Annotated in this window: 26 protein-coding genes; 14 read left to right on the top strand and 12 right to left on the bottom strand. The window is 54.1% G+C overall.

From position 1 onward, the window contains the following. Nucleotides 1-196: 196 nt before the first annotated feature. The 4 genes from IR141_RS04405 to IR141_RS04420 form a co-directional block, all read right to left on the bottom strand. Nucleotides 197-1,105 (bottom strand): MetQ/NlpA family ABC transporter substrate-binding protein, encoded by a 909-nt coding sequence (locus tag IR141_RS04405; RefSeq protein ID WP_135034454.1) that lies wholly within the window; start codon nt 1,103-1,105, stop codon nt 197-199. An 835-nt stretch (nt 1,106-1,940) separates the two neighbouring features. Then, the gene (locus tag IR141_RS04410; RefSeq protein WP_135034455.1) at nt 1,941-2,627 is read right to left on the bottom strand and encodes a methionine ABC transporter permease; all 687 of its coding nucleotides are present in this window, start codon (nt 2,625-2,627) and stop codon (nt 1,941-1,943) included. A gap of 1 nt (nt 2,628) precedes the next feature. Beyond that, nucleotides 2,629-3,366 carry a methionine ABC transporter ATP-binding protein gene (locus tag IR141_RS04415; protein WP_135034456.1) on the bottom strand — a complete coding sequence of 246 codons (738 nt, stop codon included), beginning with the start codon at nt 3,364-3,366 and terminating at the stop codon, nt 2,629-2,631. 593 nt (nt 3,367-3,959) lie between these two features. Continuing rightward, complete coding sequence (locus IR141_RS04420; protein ID WP_135034457.1) at nt 3,960-4,235, bottom strand: hypothetical protein; 276 nt, start codon at nt 4,233-4,235, stop codon at nt 3,960-3,962. A 301-nt stretch (nt 4,236-4,536) separates the two neighbouring features. On the opposite strand from IR141_RS04420, the gene IR141_RS04425 reads away from it, so the two are divergent. After that, entirely contained in the window at nt 4,537-5,226 is a 690-nt protein-coding gene (locus tag IR141_RS04425; RefSeq protein WP_135034458.1) for a helix-turn-helix transcriptional regulator, read from the top strand. A 582-nt stretch (nt 5,227-5,808) separates the two neighbouring features. Here IR141_RS04425 and IR141_RS04430 read toward each other — a convergent pair. After that, nucleotides 5,809-6,984, bottom strand: a complete 1,176-nt coding sequence (locus IR141_RS04430) for an LD-carboxypeptidase (RefSeq protein ID WP_135034459.1) — start codon at nt 6,982-6,984, stop codon at nt 5,809-5,811. A gap of 113 nt (nt 6,985-7,097) precedes the next feature. On the opposite strand from IR141_RS04430, the gene IR141_RS04435 reads away from it, so the two are divergent. Then, entirely contained in the window at nt 7,098-7,304 is a 207-nt protein-coding gene (locus tag IR141_RS04435; RefSeq protein ID WP_135034460.1) for a hypothetical protein, read from the top strand. Between the two features lie 48 nt (nt 7,305-7,352). On the opposite strand, the gene IR141_RS04440 is transcribed toward IR141_RS04435, so the two are convergent. Next, nucleotides 7,353-7,748 carry an HIT family protein gene (locus IR141_RS04440; protein ID WP_135034461.1) on the bottom strand — a complete coding sequence of 132 codons (396 nt, stop codon included), beginning with the start codon at nt 7,746-7,748 and terminating at the stop codon, nt 7,353-7,355. Nucleotides 7,749-8,031: 283 nt separating this feature from the next. On the opposite strand from IR141_RS04440, the gene IR141_RS04445 reads away from it, so the two are divergent. Further along, nucleotides 8,032-10,125, top strand: a complete 2,094-nt coding sequence (locus IR141_RS04445) for a calcium-binding protein (RefSeq protein WP_135034462.1) — start codon at nt 8,032-8,034, stop codon at nt 10,123-10,125. Between the two features lie 57 nt (nt 10,126-10,182). Further along, a complete protein-coding gene (locus IR141_RS13790) occupies nt 10,183-10,314 on the top strand; it encodes a hypothetical protein (protein ID WP_255518795.1) in 132 nt (43 codons plus the stop codon). Nucleotides 10,315-10,394: 80 nt separating this feature from the next. Here IR141_RS13790 and pheA read toward each other — a convergent pair whose 3' ends face one another. Beyond that, entirely contained in the window at nt 10,395-11,477 is a 1,083-nt protein-coding gene (gene pheA, locus IR141_RS04450; protein WP_135034489.1) for a prephenate dehydratase, read from the bottom strand. A gap of 312 nt (nt 11,478-11,789) precedes the next feature. Beyond that, entirely contained in the window at nt 11,790-13,019 is a 1,230-nt protein-coding gene (locus tag IR141_RS04455; RefSeq protein WP_135034463.1) for a multidrug effflux MFS transporter, read from the bottom strand. 179 nt (nt 13,020-13,198) lie between these two features. Here IR141_RS04455 and IR141_RS13795 point away from each other — a divergent pair, with 179 nt between their 5' ends. Continuing rightward, nucleotides 13,199-13,327 (top strand): hypothetical protein, encoded by a 129-nt coding sequence (locus IR141_RS13795; protein ID WP_255518796.1) that lies wholly within the window; start codon nt 13,199-13,201, stop codon nt 13,325-13,327. 15 nt (nt 13,328-13,342) lie between these two features. Then, on the top strand, nt 13,343-13,588 hold the full coding sequence (locus IR141_RS04460; protein WP_135034464.1) for a GlsB/YeaQ/YmgE family stress response membrane protein: 246 nt from the start codon (nt 13,343-13,345) through the stop codon (nt 13,586-13,588). A 45-nt stretch (nt 13,589-13,633) separates the two neighbouring features. Here the strand turns inward: IR141_RS04460 and ubiG are convergent, their stop codons facing one another. From ubiG to IR141_RS04475, 3 genes are all read right to left on the bottom strand, one after another. Then, nucleotides 13,634-14,362 carry a bifunctional 2-polyprenyl-6-hydroxyphenol methylase/3-demethylubiquinol 3-O-methyltransferase UbiG gene (gene ubiG, locus IR141_RS04465; protein ID WP_135034465.1) on the bottom strand — a complete coding sequence of 243 codons (729 nt, stop codon included), beginning with the start codon at nt 14,360-14,362 and terminating at the stop codon, nt 13,634-13,636. 378 nt (nt 14,363-14,740) lie between these two features. Next, a complete protein-coding gene (locus IR141_RS04470; protein WP_135034466.1) occupies nt 14,741-14,938 on the bottom strand; it encodes a hypothetical protein in 198 nt (65 codons plus the stop codon). Between the two features lie 235 nt (nt 14,939-15,173). Further along, complete coding sequence (locus IR141_RS04475; RefSeq protein ID WP_135034490.1) at nt 15,174-15,476, bottom strand: GIY-YIG nuclease family protein; 303 nt, start codon at nt 15,474-15,476, stop codon at nt 15,174-15,176. A gap of 558 nt (nt 15,477-16,034) precedes the next feature. Between IR141_RS04475 and IR141_RS04480 the strand changes: the two genes are divergently transcribed. From IR141_RS04480 to IR141_RS04515, 8 genes are all read left to right on the top strand, one after another. Continuing rightward, complete coding sequence (locus IR141_RS04480) at nt 16,035-16,961, top strand: LysR family transcriptional regulator (RefSeq protein WP_135034467.1); 927 nt, start codon at nt 16,035-16,037, stop codon at nt 16,959-16,961. Between the two features lie 120 nt (nt 16,962-17,081). Continuing rightward, nucleotides 17,082-18,593, top strand: coding sequence for a ubiquinone biosynthesis regulatory protein kinase UbiB (ubiB, locus tag IR141_RS04485; protein WP_135034468.1), 1,512 nt, complete (start codon nt 17,082-17,084; stop codon nt 18,591-18,593). Between the two features lie 594 nt (nt 18,594-19,187). After that, entirely contained in the window at nt 19,188-20,279 is a 1,092-nt protein-coding gene (gene ychF, locus IR141_RS04490; protein ID WP_135034469.1) for a redox-regulated ATPase YchF, read from the top strand. Between the two features lie 93 nt (nt 20,280-20,372). Then, nucleotides 20,373-20,822, top strand: a complete 450-nt coding sequence (locus IR141_RS04495) for a Panacea domain-containing protein (RefSeq protein WP_107928917.1) — start codon at nt 20,373-20,375, stop codon at nt 20,820-20,822. 13 nt (nt 20,823-20,835) lie between these two features. After that, complete coding sequence (locus IR141_RS04500) at nt 20,836-21,750, top strand: hypothetical protein (protein ID WP_135034470.1); 915 nt, start codon at nt 20,836-20,838, stop codon at nt 21,748-21,750. Between the two features lie 9 nt (nt 21,751-21,759). Further along, nucleotides 21,760-23,058, top strand: a complete 1,299-nt coding sequence (gene tyrS / locus IR141_RS04505; protein ID WP_135034471.1) for a tyrosine--tRNA ligase — start codon at nt 21,760-21,762, stop codon at nt 23,056-23,058. A 73-nt stretch (nt 23,059-23,131) separates the two neighbouring features. Continuing rightward, a complete protein-coding gene (gene mutM, locus IR141_RS04510) occupies nt 23,132-23,959 on the top strand; it encodes a bifunctional DNA-formamidopyrimidine glycosylase/DNA-(apurinic or apyrimidinic site) lyase (RefSeq protein WP_135034472.1) in 828 nt (275 codons plus the stop codon). Between the two features lie 399 nt (nt 23,960-24,358). Next, nucleotides 24,359-25,129, top strand: a complete 771-nt coding sequence (locus tag IR141_RS04515) for a 1-acylglycerol-3-phosphate O-acyltransferase (RefSeq protein ID WP_135034491.1) — start codon at nt 24,359-24,361, stop codon at nt 25,127-25,129. A gap of 242 nt (nt 25,130-25,371) precedes the next feature. Here IR141_RS04515 and IR141_RS04520 read toward each other — a convergent pair whose 3' ends face one another. Continuing rightward, entirely contained in the window at nt 25,372-26,577 is a 1,206-nt protein-coding gene (locus IR141_RS04520; protein WP_135034473.1) for an OmpA family protein, read from the bottom strand. Nucleotides 26,578-26,632: the final 55 nt, after the last annotated feature.

The following is a 26,632-nucleotide window of genomic DNA, read 5'->3' on the forward strand; positions in this document are numbered from 1 at the left end:
GACCGCCTGACTTATTGCTGCGATATTTTTGAGACGGGCAATGATTCTTACCGGATGAAACACCGCTCATAGGGTGGCTCAATTTTAGACCACAACTGTGGCTCAGTTTTGGAATGGAATTGACATCTGAGTAAAACCACCGCGTAAAAAACGCCTTTCCGTTGCGGGGAAGGCGTTTGATAGAGCAAATAGCAGATTATTCGGCGGCCGATGCGGCGGAAGTTGCTTCGGCTTTGGCGCCGGCAGCGGCTTGTCCGCCCCATGATGCGGGGTATTTGTAGCCGGCGAAACGCTGTTTGGCGTAGGTTTTGAATTCATCAGAGTTATACGCATCGGTTACGTCTTTTACCCATTGGCTGTCTTGATCGGCGGTTTTGACGGCAGACCAGTTCACATAGGCGAAGCTGGGCTCTTGAAACAGGGTTTCTGTCAGCTTCATGCCGCTGCTCATCGCGTAGTTGCCGTTAATGATGGCAAAGTCCACATCGGCGCGGCTGCGCGGCAGTTGGGCGGCCTCCAGTTCGACAATGTTGATGTTTTTCAGGTTTTCTGCGATGTCGTTTTTAGACGCGGTTAATGGATTAATGCCGTCTTTCAGCTTGATCCAGCCTAACTCGTTGAGCATCACGAGGGCGCGGGCGAAGTTGGAAGGGTCGTTGGGCGCGGAAACGCTGCTGCCGTCTTTCACTTCATCCAGCGATTTCAGTTTGCCCGGGTAGATGCCCAGCGGAGCGGTGGGCACTTGGAAAATTTCGGTAATATCAAGTTTGTGTTCTTTTTTAAAGTCGTCCAAATATGGTTTGTGCTGGAAAATGTTGATGTCCAGAGCGCCTTCGGCCAGCGCGAGATTGGGGCGTACATAATCGGTGAATTCGATCAGCTTGACTTTATAGCCTTTCTGCTCCAATGCAGGCTGGATATGGTCTTTTACCATATCGCCGAAATCGCCGACTGTAGTGCCGAACACGATTTCCTGTTTTTCTGGTGCGGCAGCTTCCGAAGCCGAAACCTGTGCAGACACGCTTTCCTGCTGCCCGCCGCAGGCGGCCAATATCAAGGCCAATGCGGCAGCTGAAAAAGTTTTGAATAAAGGGATTGCAGTCATCAAAGTCTCCTGATAATTGAAATGCCGCCAACCTTGCCGGCGGTGTTAGATTGGCCCGAAAAGATATTGGGCATACAGCCCGGCATCACCCTTTTCGCCTGATTCTGAATGGCTGCATCTCTCGGACAAATTCGGATTCTACTGCCGTAAACAGCGAAACTTCAAGCATTTAAAGAGTTTTGGAAAATACTTTTCAAACTTAAAAATGTGCAGGACGATATCGTAGGCACACTATTGTGAATGTTAAAGCATCGTAAAATATTTTTCTTTCCGAGGCCGTCTGAATATCTTTTCAGACGGCCTCGGATTGAATTTTCAAATACGGCATTTACCGCTTATTCCCAATAAGGAATGCAGTTTATTCCCGCCTGCGGCTAAAGGCCGGACTGTGCTCAAACCCAAACTGCCGGGGGCATCTGCAAGCAGGGAAAAGGCTTGTGCTGCCTGTACGGGTGCGGCATACCGCCGGGCAGAAAGCAAAACTCAAACGCATGGTACGGAAAACACAGACGGCCTGATCTTGCAGTTTTATCACTATCTTCCATTCTGTTTGGCCGGCCGGCTCAGCCGGAGGCTGCTCTTTCGGCCGGTTTGCCGTTTTCAAAATACAGTCCTGTATGTGTATCTTGCTGTTTTATTAAAGATGCGGAGATGCTTTTTTCCTGTATTTTCCTGAAGGGAAACAACTTTCTACTTTCTTGCGCCCGGCACTCCGTTCCGGGTTAGAACCCCGCCCTTGTTTCCTGAACAATGCGTTTTGCCGCACCGCAAAGCCCGGCTCCGCTGGTCAAATTTGGTTTGACCGTTTTCAGACGGCCGATACCGAAATTTTATTTTATCTTTTATCGATACTGCGTGAAATCAGATTGCCCAAACCCTGAAGCACCACCACCAGCAATACCAAAATGGCTACGATAAAAATGATGACTTCGGTTTGGTAACGGTAGTAGCCGTAGCGGATGGCCAAATCGCCCAAGCCTCCACCGCCGATCATGCCCGCTGCCGCGCTGTATGAAAGCAGGCCGATGGCCAATACGGTAATGCTCGACACCATGCCTGCACGGGCTTCGTTGAGCAGCACTTTGCGGACAACCTCCATTGGAGCCGCGCCCATACTGATGGCGGCTTCAATCACACCGCGCGGCACTTCGCGCAGATTCTGTTCAACCAAGCGGGCAAAATAAAACAGGCCGGAAACACTCAGCACCAACGAAGCGGCAACCGGGCCGATAGTGCTGCCGACAATGGCCCGGGTGGCGGGAATCATCGCAATCATCAGAATCACAAACGGAAACGCACGCATCAGATTAACCAGATTGTCCAACACCAGATTGGCGGGACGGTTGTAATACAGTTGGCGGTTGGCGGTAACAAACAGCAGCACACCCAACAAGGTGCCGAATACGGCGGCAAATGTGGTGGACAAACCCACCATTACGAAGGTTTCCCATAAGGCCTGCAAGATTTCACCGCGCATACGGCCAATGGTTTCCAAGGCTTGTGAAAAAGTTAAGTCTCCCATCTTAACCCTCCTGCACCAGTTCGCGCCCGATTTCGGATTGGGCGTGGATTTGGTTGTTATTGACACACACGGTTTCCACCAATCTGCCCTGATGCAGCAGAGCCGCGCGGTCGCACAGGCGGCGCAATACGCTCATCTCATGCGTAACAATAACAATGGTTACATTAAAGCGTTTGTTAATGTCTTCCAAACATCCCAACACACTGCGGGTAGTCGCAGGGTCGAGCGCGGAGGTTGGCTCATCGGCCAGGATCACCTGAGGGTTGGGAGCGAGCGCGCGGGCAATGCCCACACGCTGTTTTTGACCGCCTGAAAGCTGGGCTGGATAGTGTCCGGCACGGTTTTCCAGCCCGACAATTTCCAAACATTGCGCCGCCCGCGCCTGAATTTTTTCAGACGGCCAACCGGCAATTTCCAGCGGAAAAGCCACATTGTCGGCCACAGTGCGGTTGGAGAGCAGGTTAAACTGCTGAAACACCATACCGATATTCTGCCGCGCCCGGCGCAGCTGGGCGGCACTTAACGCCGTCAGCTCTTGGCCGCCCACCGTTACCGTGCCGGTGTCGGGACGCTCGAGCAGATTAATCAGACGCAACAGCGTGGATTTGCCCGCACCCGAGTAGCCCATCAGTCCGAAAATTTCGCCCGCTTCAATTTGCAGTGAAATCGGCTCTACGGCGGTAAACCATGTTTTATCGCGGTTTTGATAGCGCTTGGAAACATTGTTCAAACTAATCATAAGGTTATCCAAAACAATAAAGCCCGATGTATAACACAGCGGGCTTTATTGCAAACAGATGGGTGCAAAGTGCAACCTACGCTTTAGCTGTTTTAACGCCCGCAAGCTGTATCAAATCGGCAGTAAATTTGGTGTCCGACTATACTGCAAACTGCATTTAGGGTCAAGTTTTGTAAATGCAGACTGCTCAAGGCGGGTTAAAAGTTTTTTATATAAGATATTGATTTATATCAAAATAATAATTTTACAAGACTGTGATTCCCGATTTTTAGGATGGCAGCCTCATCTTGTATCCATATTGCCGGGTTGTATCCATATTGCCGGGAAATTTTTTGGACAAAGACAACAAAGATTGGCAGAACGATAGTTTTATCATTTACACATTACCAAGCCTTATCATGAGTTTGCCCATATCTGCCGAAATTTTGATTTCTAGCGCGCCGGCCTGCCTGTTGGCGGCTTGCAGCAATCCACACCGTGAAACGCAGATTTCATACGGCCGGAGCGGAAACACCGGTAAAACCTTCTACCGAAAACTGTAGGCATTTTAACCGTTATCACCGGGTGTTGTTTCAGCCCAACGGTTTAACCCGCTATTCGTATATCACACTCGCAATCAAACTTTCGGAGTCAAGTGCGCCGTAAGACTGTTCCCATGCTTGGGCGGCTTCTGCAGCGGCGCATTCGCGTGCAAAGACTTGTTGTTTACCGTTCATTTGCGTGATCCGCAATATATTCAATTTATCGCAGCCCAACTCCGACAGCGGCATTTCGGCGGATTGGGCCTCCGTGTGGCCGGAAGAGAATGCTGCAGCCATTGCGGCCAATGTGCTGACCAACACCAAACCTTTGCGTTGCGTGCTTTGCATGATTTCGCTCCTTTCCCTGCCGGCCGGACTTGCTAAGATTTTATTCAGCTGCTTTGCGGTTTATGTAAAACCTGCCAAACAAAACCAAACAACCATTCCAACTCAGAAGGTAAACATTTGCTTAAATAAATCAGTTTATGAAAAAAAAATTAAGTATAGAAGAATGTTACTTATCAAAATCTGAAATTGCAATACTTTTTCTTATTTATTTTCAAAATTTATCTTACATTTTAAGAAAAACTAAAGTAAAATGTAAATGAATCACAAGCTAGTATGCAAAGCTACACTTGATAAGGAACATATGAACACATTTAAAGACAGATTGGCTTTTCTTTGGAAAAACGAAGCCAAGCAGGCCAAAATTGCAGCAGATATCGATATGACGATTGCGGGTTTCAGCCGTATTTGGAACGAAGGCGGCTTACCAAAAGCAGAAACCCTAAAAAAAATCAAGCAATTGAAAGGTTGCAGTATAGATTGGCTGCTCACGGGCGAAGGTGAGCCGTTTCCGAACTCTGCCATGCCAACGCCCTCCGCTGCCGAGGACACTTTAGGCAACCCTGTAAATATCGATGAATTTGTATTCGTGCCCCGTTACGATATCCAGGCGGCAGCCGGATACGGCCGCTTGGTGGGCGATGAAACCCCTGTGTTCAGCATGGCTTTCCGCCGTTATTGGATAGAAAATTATGTAACCCGCGATACCAAAAATCTTTCGGTAATTTCGGTAAAAGGCGACTCGATGGAAGGGGTATTGAACGATGGTGATTCGATTTTGATCAATCACGGCGAAACCATGCCGCGCGATGGTCTTTATGTATTGCGTCTAAATGAAAATCTATTGGTCAAACGTTTGCAGTTGATGCCCGGCGGAATCGTGAATGTGATTTCCGCCAACGAGGCTTACCCCGCGTTTGAAATCAATCTCAATAATATGACCGATGATGTGGCTATTATCGGCAGAGTAGAGTGGTTTGGGAGAAGCATTTAAAAACTGCACCGGGTCAGCCCCGAACACCACATTATTTGATTTGCACAATATTTCAAGCTGCTCTCTTGATGCGCAAAAATTAAATTTAGATTTGCGTTCTTTCAAGAACAGCCAGAAAAATTTTCGGTCGATTACACTGCATCTGCTCAGATATATCCAGCCTGATTCGGGGATTTTTTCAATACCGTTAAATATGATTTTGATTCCCTGCTACAGCCGAGAGTAATGGATACGGCAGAAGGGTGAAGCCGCCGGCATTAATATGTGACGGCTCTTTACATGGCAAACGGTGTGTCGGACATGATTTTTCTTTTTCCAACAACCAACAAGCTTTTGCCCGCCCTTATCCACCGCAACAATCAACATCTCACCCCGGCGCTCAAGAATGCCGAATAAAATTATTTTCCCTGCCCTATGTATTCCCATTTCCCCGAAGTTACCCTTCAAAATAGATTCCTTCAACTCCCCACGGTAAAAAACCGCCCCACCAAGTTTCTGGGACGGTTTTCGGAAGTTTGTAAAACAGATTACACGCAGATTGTGATTGAAATTAAGGCGAAAGCAATACGTTCACCCCGGCTCTTACTCCTGCTCCGGGTCTTCCACGATATTCACGGGCTGATAAGCGGGAACCGGCGGCGGCAGCAGCGTATCGAGCATCAAACCGGCGGCGTTGAGTGTGGGATAGCCGCTGAATCTGACCGAATAGCCGCCGTTGGATTCAGCGGTGATTTTTGCATGCGCACCCAGCGGAAACGTGGCTTTGTTGGTGATGTGGCCGAACGGGAAGCCTGTCAGCACAGGCACTTTGGCAATTCGGCCGACATTATTGACCACAGTGCTGAAATCATAGCTGCTGTCGTACACATCACGGATAGTGCCCATACGGAAATCACCGAACACCACGGCCTGCTGTTTCGACAAAATACCGGCCAGATGCAGGGTTTGAAGCATACGCTCGATGCGGTAGGGCTGCTCGCCCACGTCTTCGAGAAACAGAATGCCGCCCCGAATATCGGGCATATATGTGCTGCCGGCGAGTGAGGCCAACACGCTTAAATTGCCGCCCCAAAACGTGCCTTCGGCACTGACACTGCGGCGCTGAACGTTATATACGCTGATAGTATTGTCGGCATGGGTGGTGCCGCGTATAAACGATTCCATCGTATAAATGCTGGGAGCGGGTTTGCCGAACTCGCTGTACACCATCGGCCCGGCGAAGCTGGCCATATTGCCTTTGGCCAGCAGGGCAAGCTGCACGGCGCATAGGTCGCTGAAACCAAAAAACAGCGTGCCGCGCTCTCGCATACGGGCACCGAGGGCGGCAAAATCAATGTGCGGCAAAATGCGCACGGCTCCATAGCCGCCGCGCAGCCCCATCAACACTTTCGGGGTGGCAACGCGGCCTGCTGCCACATCTTGAAAGTCGGCAATCCTTTCACTGTCGGTGCCGGCAAAACGCTGGTAGCGGCGGAAGGCGGCTTGCTGGTTGGTAACGGCAAACCCGGCGTTATGCAGGCGGGTGAGTCCGGTTTCGGAGCGGGCGGCGCTGTCGGCAAAACCCGATGGCGCAACAACGCGCAATATGTTGTCGCCGCTGCGGCCGGGTCGGGTGGTTTTCGGCGGCACGATTTGGGCTTTGCCGGCTTGAGCTGCAGGGCGGGCGGTGCCGCCGCTACCGCAGGCGGCAAGCACGCCCGCTCCGGCTGCAGCAGCCGAGGCTTTCAGAAAATTGCGTCTTGAAGGTTGCCAAGTCATAAAAATTCCTAGTGTGCGCCGCCCTTTCAGACGGCCGGATGAATGCGTATTACGATCGTATATGATAGTGAGCCCACTTTATTTGCAAAACCAAACCAGCAAGCCGCAAACAATTGCGAACCCGGTTCTGCTGCCGTGCGGCCGACAAAACCGCCCTCTTTGAGCCAAAACGCAGCAGTGCCGTAACGGCAATAAAGTGGATTCCGGCGGAGTTGTCCTATATTTTAAAGGCATTGAGCCGTATCACACAACGCAGGCCGTCTGAAAGCCTGCAAACATTTTCAGACGGCCTGCAAAGTGTGGATTACAGCAATTATTGAGTCTGCCAATGGATTTCCATATCGTTTTCAGACGGCCTGAAGTATGGATTACAGTAATGCTTTGATCTGCTGCGGCCAGTCTTGCGGCAACACCACTCCTGGTTTCCGCACGGCCGGCAGCCAAACAGGGGCGGGAAAATTGGCATCGTTATCGAAGCGGGCAATGATGTGCCAGTGCAGGTGCGGCACCACATTGCCCAGGCTGGCCAAATTGATTTTGGCAGGCCGGAACACCCGGCGCATGGCAGCCTCCACCCGGAAAACCGCTTCCATCAGCTCTCGGCGTTCTGCAGGTTGCAGATCTGTCATTTCGGCAACGTGATGCTGCCAGATAACGCGGCAGAATGCGGGAGCGTTGGTTTCATCGTGTACGGCGATCACACGCAGATTATCGGTTTGCAGCAGCACATCTTCGTTGGCGGCGGCGCACAAAGGGCAAGCCATAATCGGTTTCCTTTAAGATTGGTCGGATATTCTAGCAGAATCTGCACAACACAGCTTTTCAGACGGCCCCACGCATACAGCTCTTCCTGCTAGTTATTCAAATTCAAATGAACCCATGCGGTGAATATGACCCTGTTTTCACCCCGGCAATAATTTTATTTAAAATATTGTATATAATCATTTTTTGTAATAAATTCCCATTGCCGGCACTAAAATCCAAACCACAATCCGGCACCTTATCCGAATATCATCATTAATATCCATTCAAATCAAGGAGACTATCATGAGCAGCCAACCCAACGCCACCGGCACACCCGGCGTGTTTTACGGCGACTTTGCCGATAACGTATTCCACATCGAGCATCCGCAGGAGCGCATCATCGAAAAACCCGGACAAGGCACAGACACAGCCTACAGCCGCGTCAGCTACACCCTGCCCGATCATGTAGAAAACCTCACACTGGTGGGGCACGGCGCAATCAACGCCGCCGGCAACGGCCAAGCCAACGTGCTCACCGGCAACAACAACCGCAACCGGCTGCTCGGTTTGGCCGGCGACGACACGCTTTACGGCCACGGCGGCAACGACATTCTTGACGGCGGCAGCGGTGCCGATGCCATGCACGGCGGCAACGGTCATGATATCTATTATGTGGACAATACCCGGGATACCGTAATCGAGTTGGAAAACCACGGCACCGACACCGTGTTCAGCAGCGTGGGCTACACCCTGCCTGCCCATGTAGAAAACCTCGCCCTCACCGGCAGCGGCAACCTCAACGGCAGCGGCAATAACGGCAACAACACGCTGAACGGAAACCACGGCAACAACCACCTCTCCGGAGGCGGCGGCAACGATACATTATCCGGCCAGGGCGGCAACGACCTGCTGATCGGCGGCGACGGCAGCGACAAACTCTACGGCGGCGCAGGCAACGACAGATTAATCGGCGGCAAAGCCGTCAGCCTGATTGAAAACAGCTTGGGCGAACGCTATTACCCCGATCCCGGCGACGGCGACGATTATCTCGATGGCGGCGCAGGAGACGACCTGCTGGCAGGCGGCAACGGAGATGACACCTATTTCTTCGCCCGCGGCTACGGCCACGACACCATCATCGATTACCGCACCCCCGGCGTAGAAACCGTTTCCGACCCCACCGGCACCAACACCCTGCGCTTCGGAGCAGACATCCGCCCCGAAGATTTAACCATCACCGCCACCGTTCAGGCAGACGGCAACATCGCCAATATTTGGCAGATGGCCGTTAAAGGCAGCAGCGACAAACTCACCATCCACAACCAAAGCGCCGATGAAGAGTCCAACCTCGCCATCACCCGTTTCGAATTTGCCGGTGAAACCCTCAGCCCGTGGGAACTTGCCGAGCGCATCGGCATCACCGGCAACCGCAAAACCATCACCATCAACAGCCAAAGCGGCTACCGCATGAGCGAAGCAGATTTCGGCGTGGGGCCGGACAACGTGCTTGCCGAATACCGCTTCGATATCGAAAACGTAACAGGCGGGCGTTTGGCCTATCTGTCTTCAGACGGCCAGATTATCGAATGGGTGAAAAAAGGCCGCTTCCACGATTTCGATACCGAAAACCTCGTGTTTATTCCCAACCGCGGCGCCACCGAAGCCGCCATCGAATTCAAATTTGACGACAGCACCGCAGCCCGCAGCGGCCGCACCAACGATGCCACCCACACCATCAAATTCGATTTGCAGGATACCCCCGAGAGTAGCGGCATTCTGTTTGGCGACATCAACGGCAACACCATCAACGGCAGCAGCGGCAACAACTTAATCGATGGCTGGACAGGCAACGACAGGCTCAACGGCCTCGGCGGCAACGATATCCTGCACGGCAACTCAGGCCACGACACACTTGACGGCGGCAGCGGCAACGATCAGCTCTACGGCGGCGCAGGCAACGATACCTTTATATTTGCCAAAGGTTACGGCCAAGACACGATTTCCGACACCGAAGGCAGCAACAGCGTGCGTTTCGGCGCAGGCATCACCCCCGAAGACCTAACCATCACCCGCACCGCCCACCCGTGGCTGGCTGGCCAAACCAACTGGGAAATCAGCCTCGCAAACAGCAGCGACAAACTGATTATCGAACGGCAGAACACCGGCAAAAACGCCGCCGTTTCCCGCTTCATTTTCGATTCCGGCACATTCGGCAACGATGTGCTCGAAGGGAAAATCTCCGAGGCAAAGCTGGCCGCCGCGCTGGAACAGTCAAGCGGTGGCGCAGCCTCCCACGCCCCGGCCGCGCAAAATGCCCCCGCAGCTTATGCCTATAGCGCAGAGCCGCCGGCGCCGCTTCAGCCCGAAGAATCCGCACCGCTTCATTTCATTGTCTGACCGCCCGAGTTGCGGCCGAGCTGCCGCTAACCATCCCGGCGCAGATCAAACGACAGTTTGAAATATTTATCTTTCGCCATACGCTTCGCGGGCGGCTTTCTGCCGCTCACGCTGCGCGCCGGCCTGCCCGCTCCCATCCATACCGGGCAGGCCGGCGTTGTTATGGTTGTAAAGCGGGCGGCTGCCTGATAATACAAGTTAAATTTGAATCGATTTCCAACACCGGCCATAAGGCCGTCTGAAACCCGCAGCGCAACCTTGCGGCTCCTTCACAGCACCGCAGTCGGATATGCCCCGATAACTTTCACAAACGAAGCGCGTTTCTCCAGCGCGGCAAGTGCTGCCTGCACTTCGGTTTCGTCTTTATGGCCCTCGATGTCGATAAAAAACAGGTATTCCCATAAGCCCGAACGGCTGGGGCGGCTTTCGAATTTGGTCATGGAAATGCCGGCCTCGGTAAACGGTTTGAGCAGGGCACCGACCGCACCGGCTTTATTGGGTGCGGAAACCACCAGCGAGGTTTTGTCCCGCCCTGTGGGTGCGGGAGTTTGGTGGCCCAACACCAAAAAACGGGTAGTGTTGTTGGGCTCGTCTTCAATGCTGTCGGCCACTTTGGCCAAGCGGTAAAGTTCGGCGGCGGTTCGGCCGGCGATGGCCGCCGCCGATTCATCACCGGATTCGACCGCCAGGCGGGCGGCCTCCGCGTTGCTCGATACGGAAATGCGCACCGCCTCGGGCAGGTTGCGCCCCAGCCATTCATGGCATTGGGCAAGTGCTTGCGCGTGTGCGTAAACTTTGGTGATGCCTTTCATGCTGCCGCTGTTTTTGCGCAGCAGGTGGTGGTGTATGCGCAATATCACTTCGCCGCAGGCCTGCAGCGGGGTAACGGCAAGCAGATCAAGCGCGCGGCCCACGCTGCCTTCGGTGGAGTTTTCCACCGGTGCAACCACATAATCGGCCTGGCGTGCTTCCACCAGGCGGAAACTTTCGTCTATGGTGGCGCAGGCCTGTGTGCGGGCGGCATGGCCGAAATGTTTGACGGCGGCCTGCTGGGTAAACGTGCCGGCGGGGCCGAGATAGGTGATGGTGAGCGGCCGTTCCACCGCCAGGCATTCGCTCATGATTTCGCGGAACAGCCGCGCCACCGCCTCATCGGGCAGCGGGCCGGCGTTTAAATCCTGTATGCGGCGCAACACGGCAGCCTCGCGCTCGGGGCGGTAAACCGCGCCGGTGCCTTTGAGCCCGCCGATGGCGCGGGCATGTCCTGCCCGCTCGTTCAGAAGGCGCAAAATGGCGGCATCGATTTCATCGATGGCGTTGCGGTGCGGCAAAAGTGGGTTGTCGGCAGACATAGCGTTTCCGTTGCGGCTGAATAAGATAAGGAAACCGATTTTAACATTAATCTGCATAGGCAAAGGCCGTCTGAAACGGCAAATGTTTTCAGACGGCCTGTGTAGAAAACCCGGCGTTCCCATACTTTCGGTTTTGGTTTGCAACCCTGCTTCGGGGTTTTGAAAGGCGGCAGGCAACGCGGGAAACGTGCAGCGCCGTGCCGTTTTCCGGCACGCCCGAGAGCCGCAGAGCCGCCGTTTCCCGCAAAACACAAGCCGTGCGCCATAAAAGGGAAACCACCCTGCCTTTTCGGTTTTCAGACGGCCTGCGGTTTATTTCATTTCACTGCCTTTGTTTTGCAGCCACGCCCCGCGCGAACACAGCCACAGCAGAAAAATGCCGGTCAGTGTCGATAACAGCATCATGCCCGACATCACTGCGGCCGTGCCGTTGTGCAGCCATGTAGCGAGCATCCCCGCCAGCGCGCCTATCACCGACTGGCACACGCCCAGCACGGCGTTGGCGCTGCCGCCTTCTTCACGGAAATACGCCATAAAGCAAGCCTGTGTGTTGGCGGTAATCAAACCCTGCGTGCCCACCGACAACATCACGCAGCCCGCCAGCCACCACATCGGCGGCAGCCCCAGCAGCAGCACCGAGGCAAACATCAGCATGTTGGCCGCAAGCTGAATGGCAATCCCCCATTGGAGAATATCCTGCGCATGGGTGCCCCTTTTCAAACGCAGGGCGGTGATGCGGTTGAAAAAGGCCATCGTGATGATGTTCATGCCGAACATCCACGCATAGGCATGGGCAGAAACGCCGTAGAGCTCCATATACACAAACGATGATTCGGTTAAAAACACAAACATCGATGAAAAGCTGAACGCCTGAAAAAACAGATAGCCCAATGCGGGCGTGTTGGACAATACCCGTTTGTAGCGGCCGGCGGCCACGCTGAAAATGCGGCGGTCTATCGGCTCCGTGCGCCCGGGTTTGGCCAAAAAGCGGTAGAGCAGCCCCCACACCGCAGCGGCATACACGCCCAAAAACACGAAAACCGCCCGCCAGCCGCCTATGCTTTCCAACACCGCGCCCAACATCGGCGCCACCAGCGGAGCGGCCATCATGATGATGCCGATTAAGGCAAACATTTGCGCGGCTTTGCGGCCTTCGTAGTTATCGCGCACAACGGCACCCACCACCACCACCGTCATGCCCGCACCAAACGCCTGCACCAGCCGCAACAACAATAATTGTTCGGCCGTCTGAACCACGGTCAGCCCCACCACGCCGGCGATGTATACCGACAGCCCCGTTAAAGCAATGATGCGGCGGCCTTTGATGTCGGAGAGCGAACCGCCCGCCACCTGCCCCAGCGCCACGCCGAACAAAAACATACTCAGGCTCTGCTCGATGCGGTGGATATCCGCCCCCAGGCTTTGCGCCATCGCAGGTATCGCGGGCAGATAGGCATCTATCGAAAACGGCATCAGCGCCACCAGCATGGCCAATAAAACAGCCGTCTGCCGGTCGCCGAGCGCGGTTGTGGTACGGGGCATAATCTTCTTTCTTTCAATATAACGTTAAATATAACGTTTGCAGCCTGCCAAGCAAACAAACCGCCCACAGGCGGTTTGGCAGACGTTTAACGTGATTATAGCCGAAGTGTTGCGTTTTGTTGTATTTCCACCCCAAAACCGCGCCGTGTGTTCAAAATATTTTATAGTTATGAAAAGAAATGCAATCACAGGCTCGGCAGCGTTACGGGGCTGTGTATGATGCGGGCGGAAAATATTTTCAGACGGCATATCCCGAAGCGGTTTCAACTGCCGCGCTGAAAATGCTCCAACCGATTCAAACCGAATAATACGAAAGGAATGTTATGGGCTGGTTAGTCACCATTATCGTGGGCTTTGTTGTGGGCGTGTTGGCAAAAGTGCTGCACCCGGGCAAGGACAACTTGGGCTTTATCATGACCACGCTGCTGGGCATCGGCGGTTCGCTGCTGGCAGGCTGGGCCGGGCAGGCCGCCGGCTGGTATGAAGCAGGCCAGCCTGCCGGCTGGATTGCCTCCACCATCGCCGCCGTGGTGATTCTCGCGGTTTACACCCGTGTGGTTAAAAAATAATCCTCGCTATCGAAACAGGCCGTTGATACGGCCTGTTTTTTGTTTTCAGACGGCCTGAAATACCGGTTTGCAGGCCGCCAGATAATTGACAGCGGTGTTGCCGTTCAGGCGGTAAACCTTAGTGAGCGGGTTGTAGCCCATGCCTTTGGTGTCGGCAATATCCAGCCCTGCCTGCCGGCACATGCGGGCCAGCTCGGCGGGCGTGATGAATTTCTGCCAATCGTGCGTGCCGCGCGGCACCAAGCCCAAAATATATTCTGCGCCGAGAATGGCGTGCAGATATGATTTGGGGTTACGGTTGATAGTCGAAAAAAACACCGTGCCCTCAGGCTTTACCAGCTTGACGCAGGCGGCCACAATGGCGGCTGGGTCGGGAACGTGTTCCATCATTTCCATGCACGTTACCACATCGAAACTGTGCGGCCGCTCTTTTGCCAAATCTTCCACGCGCACACAGCGGTAGCCGATATTGCCCACTCCCTGCTGCTGCGCATGGGCTTGCGCCGCCTGCAGCGATTTTTCGGCCATGTCGATGCCGAGCACACTCCCCGCCCCGAGCTTGGCCATGCTTTCCGACAAAATGCCGCCGCCGCAGCCCACATCGAGCACGGTTTTGCCCGCCAGCCGCACGATTGAGTCGATATAGCCCAAACGCAGCGGGTTGATGTCGTGCAGGGGTTTGAATTCGCCCGTTTTGTCCCACCATTTGTGGGCAAGCCGGCTGAATTTGTCGATTTCGCCGCTATCGACATTGTGGTGTATGTTTTCGCTCATCTTAAATGGTTCCTTAATGCCGTTAATCCATACAAAATCAAAAGCCGTTTGGTATGGTTGTGTTGTTATGCGCCCCTAATGGCGCGGCACACATAAATGTTTCCCATAATCATAGTTTTGATCGGGTTTGCACACCGTAAACGTCATCGAAATATTTTCATTGATGATGCTGCCGCTGCGGTAATGAACGTGCATCACCCCCCGTTGCGGTATTTTCCCCCGAGTGCTCAGAATGCCCCACGCCGACCCGGCAGCCGAAAGATTTGTTAATCACGCCCTGCGGAATCGGCGGGCGTTTTGCCAAAACCAAATAATTAGGTTTCGCAAACCGCTGCCGCCGTGATTTTGTCATCCTTGTTTTTCTTGCGGTAAGCAGCCTCAATCATGGTTACCCGCAAACGACTCGGCGTTTGCCTCACGCTGGGAACAAACAGAATTTCCTGGTTGCTCCACGACCGTTCTTTTTTCGGAAACCACTTCGCATTCGTTATTTTTCTTATCAAAAGCATTTTTCGCAATGCTGACGGTGCACACCGAGGCCAGCAGAAGCCCCAATAAAACAGCTTTTATCTTCATCGGTTTACCCTCTTTACAAACGAAACCCCACCGGGTGCCGCCGGTACGGCTTCGCTACAATTACACAGATATACGGCGGCAGCGAGCGCGTTCCGGCTTATCTTCAGGCTTCACATAAACGGATAACGGTTGGATTATAGCCGAACTGCCAAAACACATATCAGGCGGCAGGCCGGAAACAGTGCAAGTATGCAAAGCCTGTGCCACTGATTTCAAAGCGCAGCGCCGGCCTCACTCAGGCCGTCTGAACATCCGGCAGCGCCGCCCACAATTCGCGTTTGTGCCGGGCGGTGAGTTTTTTCACCCGTGCCTCAAGCCGCGCAGCTTCGGCGCGCGCCACGCCGGCATACACCAGCCGCATCGCCACGGGCTTGTGAATGCGCATATATTTCGCCCCCTTGCCCGCAGCGTGCGCCGCAAACCGCTCCTGCGGGCGGTTGCTGATGCCGCAATAAAGCGAGCCGTTGCCGCACAATACCAAATACACGCTCCAGCCGCCCGACTCTTCGGCAGCAGGCAGCGCAAAACAATCAGGCAATGGGTTGTGGTTTACAGCATTCACGATGGCTTTTCAGACGGCCGGCAACAGCCGCCAAGAATATCAAAGCCGTCATTTTAGCATTTTTCACAGGCCAGGCCGTCTGAAACACCCCTGTATTCGACCGGCCCGTTTTAAAACCATAACAGCCCGGCCGCCCTGCTGTTGTTGTGCCTTACCATCACCCCGCCCCGCACTCATTTTGGCGGATGCGGGTCGGATATAGCAAACGGCCGGCTTCAGCAGATTCAATGTAAGCCGATACGGCACCCGCCTTGCGCCTCCATCATGAAACCATGCCCAACAACGAAAAACAAAGGCACCGCGGGCAGCGCAAACAGATTCCGTGCCGTTGCGGCGGCAGAAGTTCTCGATTGAGCCGAGACACAGCATCCCCCCGTGCTGCTGCATCATATCCCTCTGCAGCCCGCCACCCGATCCGGTTTTATTTAACCTGCGGTATGTTCTTTTATTCTTTCTGCGCCGCCCGTTTGCGCAGCCGTATGAATTATTCTAATATACACCGGTTCTTCAACCGCACAGGCCGTCTGAAATATTATGGATTCCATCATCGAGCTGCGCCATCTCAAAACCCTGCTGGCACTTGAGGAAACCGGCAGCGTTTCGTTGGCCGCCAAGCGGGTGTTCCTCACTCAGTCTGCCCTGTCGCACCAAATCCGCGCGTTGGAAAATTATTATGGAACGCCGCTGTTCGAGCGCAAATCTTCACCCCTGCGCTTCACGCCTGCGGGTGAGCGGCTGTTGCAGCTGGCGCGCGACCTGATGCCGCAGGTGGCCGCCGCCGAGCGCGATTTGGCCCGGATTGTCGAAGGTGAAGCGGGCGAATTGCGGCTGGCGGTGGAATGCCACACCTGCTTCGACTGGCTGATGCCGGCGATGGGCGAGTTCCGCCCGCTGTGGCCGCAGGTGGAGCTGGATATTGTTTCGGGCTTTCAGGCCGACCCGGTAGGGCTGCTGCTGCAGCACCGTGCCGATTTGGCCATTGTTTCCGAAGCCGCCCCGCAGGCGGGCATCACCTATCAGCCTCTGTTTGCCTACGGCATGGTCGGCATCTGCGCCAAAGATCATCCGCTGGCCGCCAAAACCGTGTGGGAAGCCGGAGATTTTGCCGGTGAAACGCTGATTACCTACCCTGTTCCGGACGATATGCTCGATCTTCTGCGCAAAGTATTGCTGCCCAAAGGCATCAACCCGCCGCGCCGCCACAGCGAATTGACCATTGCCATCATCCAGCTTGTGGCCAGCCGCCGCGGCATCGCCGCCCTGCCCTATTGGACGGTGATGCCCTATATCGAAAAAGGCTATGTGGTTTCGCGCCGGATTACCCGCAACGGCCTGCAAAGCGAGCTTTACGCGGCCATGCGTGCAGAAGATGCGGGCAAAGCCTATTTGGAAAACTTCTGCCGCATCGTGCGCGAGCGCAGCTTCGCCGACCTGCCCGGGCTGAGCGTGCTGCAACAGTAACCGCCATCAAGAGGCCGTCTGAAAAACAGGCCGGCGGCGCAAACCTCTGCGCCCGCCTATCCGCAAACCCGCCGCGTTCCTGTTTTATAATCCACCTTTTCCCACCTGCACCGCACCGTTATGAAATGGCTTAAACGTACCCAAACCATTATCCGAACCGTTTACCGCTACGGCCTCGCCGATCTGATTGCCGGCCGGGTGCGCCAAAGTTGGCTGCGCTCGCTGTTGCAGAAACTGCCGCAACCGCCCGATGCGCAACACACCCCCTTGCCGGTGCGTTTGCGCGAAGCACTCGAGCATTTGGGGCCGGTTTTCGTGAAATTCGGGCAGGTGCTCTCCACCCGACCCGACCTGATTGCGCCTGATTACGCGCGCGAACTTGCCAAACTGCAAGACCGCGTACCGCCGTTTGACGCAGAATTGTCGCGCCGCCAGATTGAAGCCTCGCTGGGGCAGCCGATTGAAACACTTTATGCCGAATTTGAAACCGTGCCTGTGGCCAGTGCCTCGATTGCACAGGTGCACAAAGCCCGCCTGCACAGCGGTGAAGCCGTGGCGGTTAAAGTGTTGCGCCCCAATCTGCTGCCTGTTATCGAGCAGGACTTGGCCTTGCTGCGCTTCGGTGCCGCCTGGGCAGAGCGGCTGTTTGCAGACGGCAAACGCTTAAAGCCGCGCGAAGTGGTGGACGAGTTCGACAAATACCTGCACGATGAGCTTGATTTGATGCGCGAGGCGGCCAACGCCGGCCGGCTCGGCCGCGATTTCCAAAACAGCACCATGCTGATTGTGCCCAAAGTGTATTACGACTATTGCAGCCGCGACGTGCTCACGATCGAATGGATGGACGGCACACCGATAGCAGACACCGCCGCCTTGAAAGCCCGAAACATTGATTTGCGGCAACTGGCCCGCTACGGCGTGGAGATCTTCTTCACCCAAGTGTTCCGCAACGGCTTTTTCCACGCCGATATGCACCCCGGCAACATTCTGGTGGCCGGCGACGGCCGCTATATCGCGCTGGACTTCGGCATTGTCGGCAGCCTCACCGATTACGACAAACGCTATCTGGCGATTAATTTTCTCGCCTTTTTCAACCGCGACTACCACCGCGTGGCCACCGCCCACATCGAATCGGGCTGGGTGCCGCCCGACACCCGTGCCGAAGAATTGGAAGCCGCCGTGCGCTCGGTGTGCGAGCCGATTTTCAACAAGCCGCTCTCGCAAATATCGTTCGGCCTGGTGCTGATGCGCCTGTTTGAAGTGAGCCGCCGCTTCAATGTCGAAATCCAGCCCCAACTCGTGCTGCTGCAGAAAACCCTGCTCAACATTGAAGGCTTGGGCCGCCAGCTCGACCCCGACTTGGATTTGTGGGATACCGCCAAACCGTTTTTAACCAAATGGATGGGCGAGCAGATCGGCCCCAAGGCCTTTATACGGCAACTGAAAAACGAAGCGCCGGATTGGGCGCGGATTCTGCCCGCGCTGCCTCGCAAAATCAATGCGCTGGTTGATGAAACGCGCCGGCAGGAAATGCGCGATGCCTATCTGCATCTGGTGAGAATCCAGCAGCGGCAAAGCCTGTGGCTGGCCGTGATAGCCGTGGCACTGGTGTTGATCGTGTTATTTAAATAAAAGCGCAGATCATCCACATCGAGGCCGTCTGAAACGCTTTCAGACGGCCTGAAATATTTTAAACCGTTGTTTTTTTATTATTTTTCACACATTCCATATACAAACAAAGCGGCAGGCACGCCCGCTTACACCGTTATGTTTCCTGTTTTCAGACCATCCTTTCACGGCCGGCCAAATCTGCCGGCACAAAATGCGCGCGTCTGCCTGCGGCGGCAAGCCCGCAACGGCAAAGCCTGCGGTTGGCCGTGATAACCGCTTTGTTTGTATTGATTGTGTTATTTAAATAAACATGGCTTAGCGTGTTTGAGATGACAGTTGAAGCCGTCTGAAAAAATGCTTTCAGACGGCTTCGGTTGCCAAAACCATCTGCGTCATTAAACATCTACGTCATACTCGGGCTTGAACCGAGTATCTTTTTGCCCCAATAGAATTTGCCCCAATAGAAATAGCAGATACTCGCGTCAAGCCCGAGTATGACGGCAACCAACTTTCTTCGGATTCCGGTGCACCTTTCAGACGGCCTCTGCACCGCCAAAAGGCCGTCTGAAATATGCTACAATCGCGCGTTGAATTTCACCTGCTTCAGGAACACACATGAGCTTAAAATGCGGCATCGTCGGCCTGCCCAATGTCGGCAAATCCACCCTGTTTAACGCGCTGACCCAATCGGGTATCGAAGCGGCCAATTATCCCTTCTGCACCATCGAACCCAATATCGGCATCGTTGAAGTGCCCGACCCGCGCATGGCCGCGCTGGCAGCAATCGTCAAGCCGCAGAAAATGCAGCCGGCCATTGTTGAATTTGTCGATATCGCAGGCCTGGTGGCCGGCGCGAGCAAAGGCGAGGGCTTGGGTAACCAGTTTCTCGCCAATATCCGCGAAACCGATGCCATCGTAAACGTGGTGCGCTGCTTCGATAACGACAACATCGTGCACGTTGCCGGCAAAGTCGATCCCATTGCCGACATCGAAACCATCGGCACCGAGCTTGCGCTGGCCGACTTGGCAAGCGTGGAAAAAGCCATCGCGCGCGAAGGCAAACGCGCCAAATCGGGCGATAAAGACGCGCAAAAACTGGTGGCCCTGTGCGAAAAACTGCTGCCGCACCTCAACGAAGGCAAACCCGTGCGCTCACTCGGCCTCGATGCCGAAGAAACAGCCATGCTGCGCCCGCTGTTCCTGCTCACCGCCAAACCCGCCATGTATGTCGGCAATGTGGCCGAAGACGGCTTTGAAAACAACCCCCACCTCGAGCGTTTGAAAGAACTGGCCGCCAAAGAAAACGCTCCAGTGGTGGCCGTGTGCGCCGCGCTGGAAAGCGAAATTGCCGAACTCGAAAACGAAGAAAAAGCCGAATTTCTCGCCGAAATGGGCTTGGAAGAGCCGGGGCTGAACCGCTTAATCCGCGCCGGCTACGAGCTCTTGGGGCTGCAAACCTATTTCACCGCCGGCGTGAAAGAAGTGCGCGCGTGGACGATTCACAAAGGCGACACCGCCCCGCAGGCCGCCGGCGTGATCCACACCGATTTCGAACGCGGCTTTATCCGCGCCCAAGTGATTGCCTACAACGATTTCGTTACCCTCGGCGGCGAAGCCAAAGCCAAAGAAGCCGGCAAAATGCGCGCCGAAGGCAAAGAATATGTGGTGCAGGACGGAGATGTGATTCATTTCTTGTTTAATGTGTAAAAGATATTCCATATTTACTGTGATAGTAATAGGATAGCCATTAGTGGATTCTCTCACTCGCTAATAGCTTGATTCTATTAAGGATAGATTAAAATGATTTCTATATATGCCTTAGCAGATTTAATTGTCGAATATCAAAAAAATGTAACCAATCTCAAGCTACAAAAACTAGCTTACTTTTGTTATGGTGTTGCTTTAGCTAAAGATATTGAATTATTAAATATTTCTAATCCTTTTGAAGCTTGGCCTTATGGCCCAGTGAACAGCGATTTATACCATTCATTGAAACACTTCCATAATAGAGATATTCCTAGAGAGTATATCAATTATCTTGCGAGTGTATATAACGATATTGAAGACATCACACCCGAAATAAAATCGGTCGTTCACGAAACTTTAGCAAAAATTGGAAGCTTACCAGCCTTCCATCTTGTAGAACTTAGTCATTTAAAAGGTTCACCTTGGGATATTGCATATAACAACGGATATGGCAATGGTCATATAATTAGTGATGATTTGGTTCGTACTTATTTCCAATCTTAAGGTTATTAATAATATGAACGAAAAGATTGATGAACTGCTACGTACAAAAATTTCCATTAACGAGTATTCAGGTAAAGATGAAACTGAAATAACCAAGGCTGCATATGAAAAAAGAGTAGTAGTATTTCTTGATATTCTTGGATTTAAAGACGCAATCAGAAAAAGTATTAACAATCCAGAAGAGTTAGAAACATTAATTTATTCTTTAGAGTTACCCAAAGATCCTAGTGCTCATACATTTATTACCACATGGAAAACAGGTAAAAAACCTGATGAATATGATGATAGATTAACGACTTTCTCGGATTTTTTTGCATTTTCCGTACCTCTGAAATTATCAAGCTATCAACTGAGTGCAGAAGGGGCTGAAAACTTAGCATTACTAATATATACTGTTTTCAACAGGGCAAGAGAGCTACTTTTTAATGGTTTTTTATGCCGGGGTGGTATTGCTTCTGGAGATTTGTATCATAATGATTCGGAAAAAACCAAAATACTGTTTGGACCAGCATTTAATCGTGCTTATCAACTTGAATCTGAATTAGCAAATACCCCCAGAATCATTTTAGATAGCTATGTCAAAAAGCTTATTGATAATTATAAAAACCTTCCAGCAAACAAAGATTGCCCTTTCAAAAAACTCTTTGATGCACATATCAAACAAGCCATAGATGGACCTGCATATATTGATATTTTCGCAGACTTCTATACCAACTCAGAAAGTGCTTACAAAGAATATGCCAACCTTGATGAACATATTGCCAAAATCCGCCAACACCTGTGCAATAAGTTACAAGATGCTACGGATAGCCCGCATATATTTCATAAAGTTGCCTCTATTAGCCGATTATTTAATACTGCCCTTAAAGAATCAGGTAGATCTTGCAACAAAGAATTACTTATCCCTACTGAACATTTACCAGAATAAGCTACTTACATGACCTCCATTATCCAAGACCTCCAATCCCGCGGCTTAATCGTGCAAACCACCGATGCCGAAGCCTTAGATGCTTTATTAGACGAACAAAAAATCGCTTTATATTGCGGCTTCGACCCCACCGCCGACAGCCTGCATATCGGCCATCTGCTGCCGGTGTTGGCTTTGCGCCGCTTCCAGCAGGCCGGCCACACGCCGGTTGCGCTGGTGGGCGGGGCAACCGGCATGATCGGCGACCCGAGCTTCAAAGCCGCCGAGCGCAGCCTGAACACGGCGGAAACGGTGGCGGGCTGGGTGGAAAAAATCCGCAGCCAGCTTGAGCCGTTTTTGAGCTTCGAAGGCGGCAACGCGGCGGTGATGGCCAACAACCACGATTGGTTCGGCGGCATGAACTGTCTGGACTTTCTGCGCGACATCGGCAAGCATTTTTCGGTGAACGCGATGCTGAACAAAGAATCGGTGAAGCAGCGCATCGGGCGCGACGATGCGGGCATTTCGTTTACCGAGTTTGCCTACGCGCTGTTGCAGGGCTATGATTTTGCCGAGCTCAACAAACGCCACGGCGCGCTGCTGCAAATCGGCGGTTCCGACCAATGGGGCAACATCACCGGCGGCATCGATCTCACCCGCCGTCTGAACAAAACCACGGTATACGGCTTAACCCTGCCGCTGGTTACCAAATCAGACGGCACCAAATTCGGCAAAACCGAAGACGGCGCGGTGTGGCTGAGTGCGGAAAAAACCTCGCCCTATCAGTTTTACCAATTCTGGCTGAAAACAGCCGATGCCGATGTGTATCAATTTTTGAAATATTTCACTTTCTTGTCGGTTGAAGAGATTGATGCCATCGAAGCGAAAGACAAAGCGAGCGGTGCCAAACCCGAAGCGCAGCGTATTTTGGCCGAAGAAATGACCCGCCTGGTTCACGGCGAAGCGGCGTTGCAGGCGGCGCAGCGCATTTCGGAAAGCCTGTTTGCCGGAGACCAGGGCAGCCTCACCGAATCCGATTTCGAACAACTCGCGCTGGACGGCCTGCCTGCGTTTGAAGCCTCCGGCAGCGTGAATGTGGTGGAAGCATTGGTGTTGTCGGGCTTGGCGCAGTCAAACAAAGAAGCGCGCGGTTTTATAAACAGCAAGGCGGTGCTGGCCAACGGCAGCGCGGTGGAGCCCGACAATCCCAACCACGCGCCCGACAAACCCGATGATGCCTATCTTTTAACCGATGCACACAAACGTTTCGGCAAATACACCATTCTGCGGCGCGGCAAACGCAACCATGCCCTGTTGGTGTGGAAATAGCCGCCCACAGGCCGTCTGAAAGCGGCGCAAACCGCCGCATCTACACAGAATTTATCCGACACGAAAGCGCGTTATGCCCGAACTGCCCGAAGTCGAAACCACCCTGCGCGGCATTGCTCCCCATATCAACGGCCAAACCGTTGCATCGGCAGCCGTGCGCCAACCCAAGCTGCGTTTTCCCGTTACCCCCGGTTTGGCTGAGGTTTTGAGCGGGCAAACGGTGCAGGGCTGCACGCGCCGCGCCAAATACCTGCTGGTTCATTTCCCCGCCGGCCTGCTGCTGGTGCATTTGGGTATGTCGGGCAGCCTGAGGGTTTTCACCGCCGACGATGCCCGCATCGCCGGCCCCGGCAAGCACGACCATCTCGACATCACATTCGCCAACGGCACGGTGCTGCGCTATCACGACCCGCGCCGCTTCGGCATGGTGCTGTGGTTTGCCGGCGCAGCCGAACACCACCCGCTCTTGGCCGCGCTCGGCCCCGAACCGCTGAGCGGTGCTTTTGATGCCGCCTATCTGTACGGCAAACTGCGCACCCAAAAACGCGCCGTAAAAACGGCACTGATGGACAATGCTGTGGTGGTGGGCGTGGGCAATATCTATGCCAACGAAAGCCTGTTCAAAGCGGGCATTTCCCCCAAACGCCCCGCCTGCACAATTAGCCGCAAAGAGTGCGCCAAACTGGTGGACGCCATACGCACGGTGCTGCAACGGGCAATTGCTGCAGGCGGCAGCACCCTGCGCGACTTTGTCGACAGCGATGGCAAAAGCGGCTATTTCCAGCAGGAATACACGGTTTACGGCCGCCACAACCAACCCTGCCTGCAATGCGGCAGCTTGATTTTGAAAGAAACATTAGGGCAGCGCGGCACGTTTTATTGCGGCAACTGCCAGAAATAGCGTTCAGACGGCCTAAAGTGGATTTGGCAACATTCGGGAAAACCAACCCACCGTTATCCGCCTTTATCCGCCCTGCCCCTGCCATAGGCGCAAATGACCATGGCCAATGTTTCAGACGGCCGTTTAAATTCAGCAGACCCCGCCTGAAAGCGTTTTATCATCCACTTTGAAATCATGCCGGCATGGTACCGTTTGTGTATCCGTGCCATCTTCGGCCTGCTGCACGGCTTGATTTTAAGAGTTTGGCTGTCAAAAACTTTCAAGAGAAAACGCTCAGGCCGTCTGAAAATATTCCGCCCGCCTTTACACGGCTTTCTTCCCTTCTTAACCCGCCCTGCGTTCCGCCACCCCCTGCCGCTTGTTATAATTCCCGCCCACAACTTTCACACACACTGCACCATGTCCCGACAAAAAGCCCCGATTTTTCTGCGTTTCACCCGTTTGGCCAAACTGGCCGTCTGGCTGTTTCAAACCGGCCGCAATTTGAGCAGGCTCAACGGCAGCGACCCGCAGGCGCGCGACAAGGCGCTGATGACGCTGGGCTCCGGCGCCTTGCAGGCCGTGGGCGCAAAACTCAGCGTCACCACGCCGCCCGGGCATTTTTCCGTAAGCGGCACGCTGGTGGTGGCCAACCACGTTTCATGGCTGGATATTTTCGCCATGAGCGCGCTGTTTCCCAGCAGTTTTATCGCCAAACAGGAAATCGGCACCTGGCCGGTACTCGGCAAAATGGGGCGCAACGCCGGCACGGTGTTTATCAACCGCCATTCCCGCAAAGACGTGGAACCCATCAACCAAGCCATCGCCGCCGCTCTGAAAGCCGGCCGCAACGTCAGCTTTTTCCCCGAGGCCAAAACTTCATCGGGGCTGGAAGTGCTGCCGTTCAAAGCCGCGCTGTTTCAGTCGGCGATAGATGCCGGTGCGCCGGTTCAAACCATGGTTTTGCGCTATTACGACCGCAACGGCCGCCGCACCGACACCCCTTCTTATGCCGATGTGAGCCTGGTCCGGTCGCTGTGGCGCATCGTTTCCATGCCCGAGCTCCATATCCGTGTGGATTTCGCCAAGCCGATATTGCCAGCCGACTTCTCCGGCAAAGACCGCTTTGCTTTGAAAGATGCCGCCGAAGCCTATGTGCGCGGGAAAGTATTGGAAGACGCAGCCGTCTAACCCGCATACCCACCGATAAAAAACAGGCCGTCTGAAAAGTTTTCAGACGGCCTTTGTTTATAGTGAACCCACTTCACTTTTGATAGCGGGCAGCAAGCCGCAGACAGTACAGAACCGATTCGGCTGCCGTTTCGGCGGCCTATAAAAACTCTCTTTGAGTTAAGGCACAGCAACCCCGTAACAGAAATGCAGTGGTTCACTATCAAACCGCACCATGTTTTTCAGGCAGGGTCTGAAACCACTCAACCCTCCACTTTCACTTCCACGCGGCGGCCTTCGGCATCGTTGCCGGTTGCGCCGGTGGTGTTTTCGGGTTTGCGCAATTCGATATTGGCGGCATCCACGCCCTGCGCTTCCAAGAAGGCTTTCACGGCACCGGCGCGCGCTTTCGACAATTTTTCGTTTGCAGCCGCATTACCGGTGCTGTCGGTGAAGCCGCTGACAATCAGTTTCTTGCCTTCTTTGCCGGCTGCAATCACTTCGGCTGCCACGGTTTCGGCACCCTCGGCCACATCGGTTTTGGCGGTGGCAAAGTAGAATTTCGCCACGCCGTTATCATAGCTCACGCCGGCCTTATTCGGGTCGATTGACGCCGGAGCAGCCTCAGAGGCGGAAGCAGGGGCTGCTGTGTCGGGCACCACAGAAGGTTCAGACGGCATCACGGCAGAAACCTCTGCGCCCTCCGGTTCGGAAACGGCAGAAGTAGCTTCACCGGCAACCGGAGCCGATGATGTGCCGCCGGCAGCGGAAGAGGCGGGGTCGGTTTGAGTGCCGCAGCTCTTATAGGCAAACAAAGCCAACAATGCGGCAGCAACCAATGCAATCCATTTTCCCAAGCCCGACCCCTTACCGGCCGCCACTGCCGCCGCACCCGCAGCGGCATTGCCGACACTGCCGAACAAGCCGCTCAGGCTGCTGATGCCCAAAGCCGAAAGCATGCCGCCGCTCAATGCGCCGGAAAGCCAGCTTTGCTGCCGGCCGAGCAGACCCAGCAATTGGCTCGGGCTGAGATTGTCGTCCTTTACCTTCCCGCGCAGCACCGACAACACCAGCGGCAGCGACAACGACAGCAGCAAACCTGCGCCGGCTTTCGACACGCCGCTTTCCCGGGCAATCTGGTCGGACACATCAGCCGCATTGCCGCCCAGCAGCTCCGGCAGCTTGCCCTTGCCCCAGTCGGTCAGGCTATCCAGAGCACTGCCGCCTTCTTCAGCCTGCGCCACCGCATGATTCAGCGGACTGCCCGCGCTGCCTTGAACCAGCTCGAACAGGCTGCCGGCATTGCCCGGGTTGCCGGCGATGTGCTTCAACAAACCCGCCACCACAGCAGGAACTGCCAAACCTGCGGCTTTGGTGCTGCTTTCGGCACTTTCTCCGTTTTGAGTTAAAAACCGGCCCAACACGCCGCCCAACCTGTCTTGCAGCAAACTACCCAAATCAAAAGACATGACTCACTCCTTGCATTGAGATGTGTGGAAAAACCAATCGATATCCGCCAACCTT

Source organism: Neisseria sp. 19428wB4_WF04, assembly GCF_015235335.1.
Taxonomy (GTDB): Bacteria; Pseudomonadota; Gammaproteobacteria; order Burkholderiales; family Neisseriaceae; genus Neisseria; species Neisseria musculi.